Raw genomic sequence first — 7,626 nt, 5'->3', positions numbered from 1 at the left:
CGTTGTACATCGACACGGACACGAGGACGCCATTCCCGGCGAATGCGGCAATCCCGATCGATCGCATTTTCGCGGCACTGGAGGAATTCCACCAGACAGGTGAGCGCCCGACTTGCGTGGACCTTGCCGGGATCGGGCGGGCGCGGAGCGTCCGGCCTTGTCCGCCCGATGAAGCGCCTCGCTAGGGCCCCGAAGTCAAGCCCCAATCGCTATCGACGCGAAGCGGCGATGAACCCCGAAGCGTCGACGATGCCCAAGAAACCACCAACGCAAGCCGCCCCCCGACGGCTCAACGCGTGGCAAACCCCAAGAACCCCAGAAATCCCCAGTAAACCCAGCAAGTCCGGTAAATCCCAATCACAGCATGATCGTCGGCGTGACCACGGTCCGCCCGGGCTCCCCACGAGAGTTCACCAGATGCACCAGGATCTGGGTGGTCCCAGCCGGCACATCGGGCAGCACGAACCGGCCACCGTCGTCAGCCCGGGTGCAGGACGACTTGTGATCGGCCACCCGGACCTCCACCTCGTGCTCCCCGGCCGGCACCAGCCACCCGTCGATGCGGTGGCGGGACCCGGTCGAGGTGAAGTTCACCATCAGGGTCAGGTTGTCGACGGTGAACGTGATCGTGCCCGTCTGGCCGCCGCGCACCCCCGCGAACGAGCCTGCCCGTTCCCAGCGCGCTACCTCCACGTCCAGGGATTCCAGGGCTATCGCGAACTTCACGCGGTCCACCAGATCGGCGGGCGGTGGGTCCAGTTCGTCCACGAGCCTGTTCAGTTCGGAGAGGACTGCGGTGTCCTCATGGCCCCTGCGGTCGTCGCGCGGGTCGATCTCGTTCACCGCGATCCTCCTTCCGTCTCCAGGTAGTTGCGCAGCAGTGTCAGACACCGTCCCCTGGTCGGACCGATGCTGCCGTGGGGCATGGCGAGCGCCTCGGCGACCGTTCGGTACTCGGCGCGGCCCGCCAGCACGGTGAGCCTGAGCAGTTCCTGGCACCTCGTGGTCAGGCGGCCGAACGCGAGCCACAGGCGGCGGTCGCGGTCGTCCATCAGCGTCACGTCCTCGGGCAGGCCGGTGTCGGACTCGAGCTGTTCGGCGAATTCGTCGGACAGGTGCGTCTCACGCTTGTTGGGTGTCCAAGTTCGGCGTGCTTCACGCCTCGTGGTGACAACCAGGTAGCCGACCAGGGCTTTTGGCTCGTTGATGTTCTCGATGTTCTTCAAGAACGCCAGCCACACGGTTTGCACGACGTCTTCCGCGGCCGCCCTGTCGAGGCCTTGGCCCCGGGCCACGTGCCACAGCAGCGTGTTCAGCTCGGTCACCAGGATGTCCAGCGCATCCCGGTTTCCCTCGCGTGCCGCCGCCAGGCACACCGCGTGTCGTTCGGTGCCTTCAAGCCCGTCCCACGGCGGACGGTCATCCGCCGTGTGCAGCTCGTCCATGCAGCACCTCCGATCGGCCGCCCTGTCAGCGCCGTCCGCCAACTCATGAAGGGCTAACTGGGCGGTAGATACAAAATTCACTCGATTGGAGCAGCATTACCGCCAAGCTGACCTCATCTTTCCCGGGCATGCCAACGGCCCGTGATCCCCCCTCCGCATCACGGGCCGCCGGTGTCGGGAGCGTGCGCCAGCCGGCACCCCTCGAACCGGCTGACGTGGCTCCCCGCCTGTGCACAGCGCTCATTCAGAAAGAGCGGAACTCAGGCGAGCAGATACAGCCCTCTGACGCGCCGAACCGCGACTCGGCTCCCAATTCGCGAAAGCACATGACAAAGACCGATATGGTCTAGACCATGTCGATTCTCGAAGTGATCGCACTCACCGCGAAGGACGCCGTTGCCGCCCAGGAGGGTGGCGCCGACCGGCTCGAGCTCGTCTCCGACATGGCCTCCGACGGCCTCACGCCCTCGGCCGCCACGTTCAAGGAGGTGAGCAAGGCCGTCGACATCCCCGTTCGCGTGATGCTCAGGGATGCCAAGGGGTTCGCGCCGGGCAACCTCAGGCAGCTGCGACGGCAGGCGTGGGAGCTGCGCGAGGCGGGCGCCACCGAGTTCGTGCTCGGATTCCTCGACGCCGGGGGTGAGGTCGACGAGGGCGTCACCCTCAACCTGCTGGCGGAGTTGGAGGGGTGTGCCTGGACGTTCCACCGCGCTCTCGACAACTCCAACGACGTCTTCCGGGCCTGGACGACCGTGCAGGCCCTCGGGTGCGACACCGTCCTGGCCGCGGGCAGCCCCAGGGGGGTCGAGGACGGACTCGAGAACCTGAAGAAACTGACGACCCAGACACCTCCCGCCCTGCTCGTCGGAGGCGGCCTGCAGCAGCGGCACGTCCCGGAACTGCTGGCAGCGGGCGTGACGGGCTTCCACGTCGGCAGCGCGGTCCGTCCGTCCGGGTGGGACTCACCCGTCGACGCCGCGTCTGTCAGGGAATGGGTCACTCGTCTGGTCTAGACCCTTGCTCCGGACCGTTCTACAGTCACGTTGCTTCCTGTGAAATAGCTGTTGCAACATACGCAACGTGGAGGGCGCGACGATGCGGTTGAGGACTTTCGTGGCCGTGCTGGGCGTGGGCGCCGTGGTCGCCTGCGCACCGGTGCAGTCGGGGCCGACGAGCTCCGGGACGGACGAGCAGACCGGGCAGCTGCGGGTGTGGCTGTTCGACGAGGTCAACCGCGGCCCCAAGGAAGCCGTGGTGAAGGAGGCGATCTCCGAGTTCCAGGGCAAGCACAGCGGCGTCACGGTCGACGTGCAGTACATCCAGGTGGCGAGCCGCGCGGAACGCTTCAAGGCCGCTTTCAGCGACCCGAAGAGCGCCCCGGACGTCGCCGAGTTCGGCAACACCGACCTCGCGGGCTACGTCTCCGCCGGCGGCTTCTCCGAGCTCGACCTGGGCGGGTGGGACGAGTCGAAGGACCTCGTCCCCTCGATCCTCGACACGGCCAAGGTCGACGGCAAGACCTACGGCGTGCCGTGGTTCGTCGGCGTCCGCGCGCTCTACTACCGCACGGACGTGTTCAGCGAGCTCGGCCTCAAGCCGCCGACGACGCTGGACGAGATCGCCACGACGGCGCGGGAGATCCGCCAGAAGAAGCCCGAGATGATCGGCATCTCGGCCGGCGGCAAGTACCTGTTCGCGGCACTGCCGTTCATCTGGGCCAACGGCGGCGACCTCGCCAGGTCCGAGGGCGGCAAGTTCACCGCCACCATCGACAGCGCCGAGGCGAAGGCCGGTGTCGCGAAGTACACCGAGCTGATCAAGGACGACATCTGCCCGCCCTCCGCCTGCGCGGGCAACGGCGGTGACGCGAGCGTCGAGGCGTTCCGGGCCGGCAAGGCCGCGATGACCATCGGCGGCGACTTCAACCGCAAGTCCGTCGACGCGTCGAGCGCCGCGGGCAAGTACGGCGTCGTCCCGCTGCCCGGCAAGGAGAAGGGGTCGATCGCCCCCGCGTTCGCCGGCGGCAACCTGCTCGGCGTCATGAAGGGCACGCAGCGCAAGACGCTCGCCAACGAGTTCACGCAGCTGCTCGCCTCGAAGAAGTACCAGCAGAAGATGTACACGGCGATGGGCAACCTGCCGACGTTCGGCGACGTGCAGAAGCAGGTCAGCGACTCCGACAAGTTCCTGGAGCCGTTCACCAAGACCCTGCAGGCCGGCACGAAGTTCGTCCCCGTCACCCCGGCGTGGGCGAAGATCGAGGCGCAGACCGTGGTGCCGACGATGATCCAGGAGGTCGTCACCGGCGCGAAGAACGTCGACACGGCCACCGCCGACGCCGCCAAGACCATGAACGCGGCCTTCACGTCGTGAGCGTGACGTCCAAAGGTCAGGGGCGGACGGCGTTCGCCTACCTGACTCCAGCGCTGCTGGTGCTCGCGGGCCTGCTGGCCTACCCGATCTACCAGCTGGTGCTCATCTCGCTCTACGACTACGGCCAGGAACAGGTCAGCGGCGGCGCGCCGCTCGAGTTCCTCGGTCTCGGCAACTACCAGAACCTGCTGGGGGACCAGCAGTTCTGGGGTGTTCTCGGGCAGACCGTCGCGTTCGCGGCGGTCTGCGTGGTCGGCACGTTGCTGGTGGGCGCGGTCCTCGCGATCCTCGCGACGAGGGTGCGCACCTGGGTCCGGATGACGCTGTTCCTGGCGGCTCTCGGCGCGTGGTCCACGCCCGCGGTCGCCGGCTCGACGATCTGGCTCTTCCTGTTCGACGCGAACTTCGGGTTCGTCAACGAGGTGCTCGGCATCCAGGGCTTCTCCTGGACGTTCGACAAGTGGACGGCCTTCGGGCTCGTCGCCGCACAGGTGATCTGGTGCTCGTTCCCGTTCGTCATGGTGACGCTCTTCGCGGGCATCAAGGCGATCCCGGGCGAGGTGCTGGAGGCCGCCGCGCTGGACGGCGCGTCGGCGTTCCGCACGGCGTGGAGCGTCACGCTCCCGCTGCTGAAGCCGATCATCCTCGTGGTGACGATCCAGTCGATCATCTGGGACTTCAAGGTCTTCACGCAGATCTACGTGATGACGAACGGCGGCGGCATCGCCGGTCGCAACCTCGTGCTCAACGTCTACGCCTACCAGCAGGCGTTCGCGGCGTCCGAGTACGGACTGGGCGCGGCCATCGGTGTCGTGATGACCGTGCTGCTGCTGGGAATCACGATGTTCTACCTCCGCGCGTTGCGGCGGTCGGGGGAGGTCCTGTGAGGCGCTGGCTGACGGAGGGCTTCGTCCTCATCATCGCCGCGGTCGTGGCGTTCCCGCTGTTCTGGATGGTGCTGTCCGCGTTCAAGCCGGAGGACGAGATCATCTCGGCCGACCCGGTGCCGTGGACGACGCGGCCGACGCTCGACAGCTTCACGCGGGCGCTGACCGTCGCGAACTTCGGGCGCTACTTCATGAACAGCGTCATCGTCGCGCTGATCGTGGTCGCGCTGAGCATCCTGATCTCGTTCCTCGCGGCGACCGCGCTGACCCGGTTCCGGTTCCGCAGCCGCACGACGTTGCTGATCATGCTGCTGGTCGTGCAGATGGTGCCGGTCGAGGCGTTGACCGTGCCGCTGTTCTTCCTGATGCGGTCGGTCGGCGACAGCGTTCCGGTGTTCGGCCTGAACCACCTGGGCTCGCTCGTGCTGGTGCACCTCGCTTTCAGCCTGCCGTTCGCGATCTGGATGCTGCGGGGCTTCGTCGCCGCGGTGCCGGTGGAACTGGAGGAGGCCGCCACCCTGGACGGCGCCTCGCGGTTGAGGTTCCTCTGGCAGGTGCTGTTCCCGCTCGTCGCGCCCGGCCTGGTGGCGACGAGCGTGCTGTCGTTCATCCACGCCTGGAACGACTTCCTCTTCGCCAAGACGTTCATCATCTCGGCCGTGGAGAACCAGACCCTGCCGCTGGCTCTCCAGGTGTTCGTCAAACCCGACCAGAACGATTGGGGCGCGATCATGGCGGGCTCCACCCTGATGACCATCCCTGTGCTCATCTTCTTCGTGCTAGTGCAACGCCGTCTCGTGTCCGGGCTCGCGGGGGCGGTGAAGGGATGAACCTCCTGCCGCGCCCGGTGTCCTACGTGGACGGCGGGAAGCTCTGCGACTACCAGGGCTGGGAGACGGTCCTCGTCGACGGCCCGCCCGGCGGCTACCGGCTCGTCTCGTCCGACGACGGCGTGCTGATCGAGGCGCACGACGCCGAAGGCGAGATGAACGCGCTGCAAACGTTGCGGCAGCTGCTCGGCGCTCAGGCGTTCCGGGCGGCCGGTGCGAAACCGGCGGTCATCCCCGCGTGCGAGGTCGTCGACCACCCGCGGTTCCCGTGGCGCGGCGTGATGCTCGACGTGGCGCGGCACTTCCTGCCCAAGCGGGAGGTGCTGCGGTACGTCGAGCTGCTGTCCGTGCACAAGCTCAACGTCCTGCACCTGCACCTCACCGACGACCAGGGCTGGCGCTTCGAGTGCAAGCGCTACCCGAAGCTCACCGAGGTCGGGTCGTGGCGCGAGGACTCGCGGTTCGGCGACCGGCGCTCCGGCGGTCTGAAAGGCCGTCCGCACGGCGGTTTCTACCCGCAGGACGACCTGCGGGAGATCGTCGAGTACGCGCGGGCGCGGCACATCACGGTGGTCCCGGAGATCGACATCCCCGGCCACTCGCAGGCGGCGATCGCGGCGTACCCGGAGCTGGGCGTGCACGGCGGCGGGGTCTGGACGGACTGGGGGATCAACGAACGCGTGCTCAACACGAACGAGTCCACAGTGGACTTCTACCGGAACGTGTTCGACGAGCTGATGGACGTCTTCCCGTCCGAGGTGATCGGGCTCGGCGGCGACGAGGCCCCCGGCCACGACGGCGAGCTGGTGCGGGCGATCGCGGAACACCTGGTGCGCAGCGGAAGGCGGCCGTACGGGTGGGACGAGGTCCTGGACTCGCGCCCGCTGCCGGCGACCACGGTCGTCGCGTCCTGGCGCGGCGTCGAGGGCGGCATCACGGCGTTGCGCGACGGCCACGACGTGGTGATGTGTCCCGAGGAGTTCGTGTACCTGGACTACCGGCAGTCGGACTCGCCCGACGAGCCGATCCCGGTCGGGACGGTGACCACGCTGGAGGACGTCTACGCGTGGGAGCCGGTGCCGGAAGGCCTCACGGGTGACGAACCCGGGCGGTTGCTGGGCGCGCAGGCGAACATCTGGACCGAGCACCTCGACTCGGCCCGGCGGGTGGACTACGCGGCGTTCCCGAGGCTGGCCGCGTTCGCCGAGGTCGTGTGGTCCCCGGCGGAGAAGGACCCTGGTTTCCTGCAACGGCTCCGGGAGCACCACCTGCCGCGGCTCGACGCACTGGGGGTGGAGTACCGGCCCCTCACCGGACCCCACCCCTGGCAACGGCTACCCGGTGTCCCCGGTTTCCCACGGTGATCACACGGCCGGCTCGTCCTCGGGCATGAGGATCCAGGCGGCGGCGTAGAGGATCGCTCCGGTGCCGAACCCGAGCAGCGTCGCCGCCACCAGGATGATCCGCAGGATCGCGGCGTCGACACCGATCATCTTGGCGACGCCGCCGCAGACGCCGGCGAGCATCTTGTCGCTGCGGCTGCGGCGGAGCTTCTTGACCTGGGCTGTCGCGTCGTTGAGCACGTTGTTCGTCATGCACCCAGATTCGCCGGTCTCGCGCTCCGGCACATCGGTGACCACCCCGAACCCGACCCTGATCCGGGGCGGCGACCCCAGGGTCAGTCGAGGCAGAACTCGTTGCCCTCGACGTCCTGCATGACGATGCAGGACTCGTTCTCCTCGTCGGCCTCCATCACGCGCACGCACACCGCGCCGATCGCCTCCAGCCGGGCGCGCTCGGCCTGGAGCACGGCGAGGCGCTCGGCACCGACGAGTCCGGTGCCGGTCCGCACGCAGACGTGCACCCGGTTCTTGACGACTTTGCTCTCGGGAACGCGCTGGAAGTAGAACCGCGGGCCCTCACCCGCCGGGTCGGCGACCGCGGACCACGAGCCGTCGCTCTCCGGCGGCGCGTCGTACCCGAGGACCTGGGACCAGAACTCCGCAACGCGCACGGGTTCCGCGCAGTCGAACGTGATCTGGACTTTCTTGATCGACCCCATCCGTCCAGGTTAGTCGTACCCTGAGGCTC

General features: G+C 67.9%; 10 protein-coding genes. 6 read left to right on the top strand and 4 right to left on the bottom strand.

Annotated elements, in window-relative coordinates; translation table 11 throughout:
- The first annotated feature begins 2 nt into the window (after positions 1 to 2).
- Positions 3 to 185, top strand: coding sequence for an Imm1 family immunity protein (locus VM306_RS41420; protein WP_414672427.1), 183 nt, complete (start codon positions 3 to 5; stop codon positions 183 to 185).
- A 172-nt stretch (positions 186 to 357) separates the two neighbouring features.
- On the opposite strand, the gene VM306_RS21980 is transcribed toward VM306_RS41420, so the two are convergent.
- Positions 358 to 834, bottom strand: a complete 477-nt coding sequence (locus tag VM306_RS21980; RefSeq protein WP_414672428.1) for a carboxypeptidase regulatory-like domain-containing protein — start codon at positions 832 to 834, stop codon at positions 358 to 360.
- 5 nt (positions 835 to 839) lie between these two features.
- Positions 840 to 1,445, bottom strand: a complete 606-nt coding sequence (locus VM306_RS21975) for a sigma-70 family RNA polymerase sigma factor (RefSeq protein WP_325518025.1) — start codon at positions 1,443 to 1,445, stop codon at positions 840 to 842.
- Positions 1,446 to 1,798: 353 nt separating this feature from the next.
- On the opposite strand from VM306_RS21975, the gene VM306_RS21970 reads away from it, so the two are divergent.
- The 5 genes from VM306_RS21970 to VM306_RS21950 all read left to right on the top strand — a co-directional run bounded on the left by VM306_RS21970 (position 1,799) and on the right by VM306_RS21950 (position 6,899).
- Complete coding sequence (locus tag VM306_RS21970) at positions 1,799 to 2,458, top strand: copper homeostasis protein CutC (RefSeq protein WP_325518023.1); 660 nt, start codon at positions 1,799 to 1,801, stop codon at positions 2,456 to 2,458.
- An 82-nt stretch (positions 2,459 to 2,540) separates the two neighbouring features.
- A complete protein-coding gene (locus VM306_RS21965) occupies positions 2,541 to 3,818 on the top strand; it encodes an extracellular solute-binding protein (RefSeq protein ID WP_325518021.1) in 1,278 nt (425 codons plus the stop codon).
- A gap of 2 nt (positions 3,819 to 3,820) precedes the next feature.
- A complete protein-coding gene (locus VM306_RS21960; protein WP_325518019.1) occupies positions 3,821 to 4,705 on the top strand; it encodes a sugar ABC transporter permease in 885 nt (294 codons plus the stop codon).
- On the top strand, positions 4,702 to 5,535 hold the full coding sequence (locus VM306_RS21955; RefSeq protein WP_325518017.1) for a carbohydrate ABC transporter permease: 834 nt from the start codon (positions 4,702 to 4,704) through the stop codon (positions 5,533 to 5,535). Before VM306_RS21960 ends, VM306_RS21955 begins: the two co-directional genes overlap by 4 nt.
- The gene (locus VM306_RS21950; RefSeq protein ID WP_325518015.1) at positions 5,532 to 6,899 is read left to right on the top strand and encodes a beta-N-acetylhexosaminidase; all 1,368 of its coding nucleotides are present in this window, start codon (positions 5,532 to 5,534) and stop codon (positions 6,897 to 6,899) included. The genes VM306_RS21955 and VM306_RS21950 overlap by 4 nt, the downstream gene beginning before the upstream one ends.
- On the opposite strand, the gene VM306_RS21945 is transcribed toward VM306_RS21950, so the two are convergent.
- Both VM306_RS21945 and VM306_RS21940 read right to left on the bottom strand, forming a co-directional pair.
- Positions 6,900 to 7,130 (bottom strand): PspC domain-containing protein, encoded by a 231-nt coding sequence (locus VM306_RS21945; protein ID WP_325518013.1) that lies wholly within the window; start codon positions 7,128 to 7,130, stop codon positions 6,900 to 6,902.
- Between the two features lie 83 nt (positions 7,131 to 7,213).
- On the bottom strand, positions 7,214 to 7,597 hold the full coding sequence (locus tag VM306_RS21940; RefSeq protein ID WP_325518011.1) for a VOC family protein: 384 nt from the start codon (positions 7,595 to 7,597) through the stop codon (positions 7,214 to 7,216).
- Positions 7,598 to 7,626: the final 29 nt, after the last annotated feature.

Source organism: Lentzea sp. (assembly GCF_035525475.1).
In the GTDB taxonomy this organism is placed as follows: Bacteria; Actinomycetota; Actinomycetes; order Mycobacteriales; family Pseudonocardiaceae; genus Lentzea.
This window is presented reverse-complemented; position numbering and strand designations above follow the sequence as displayed.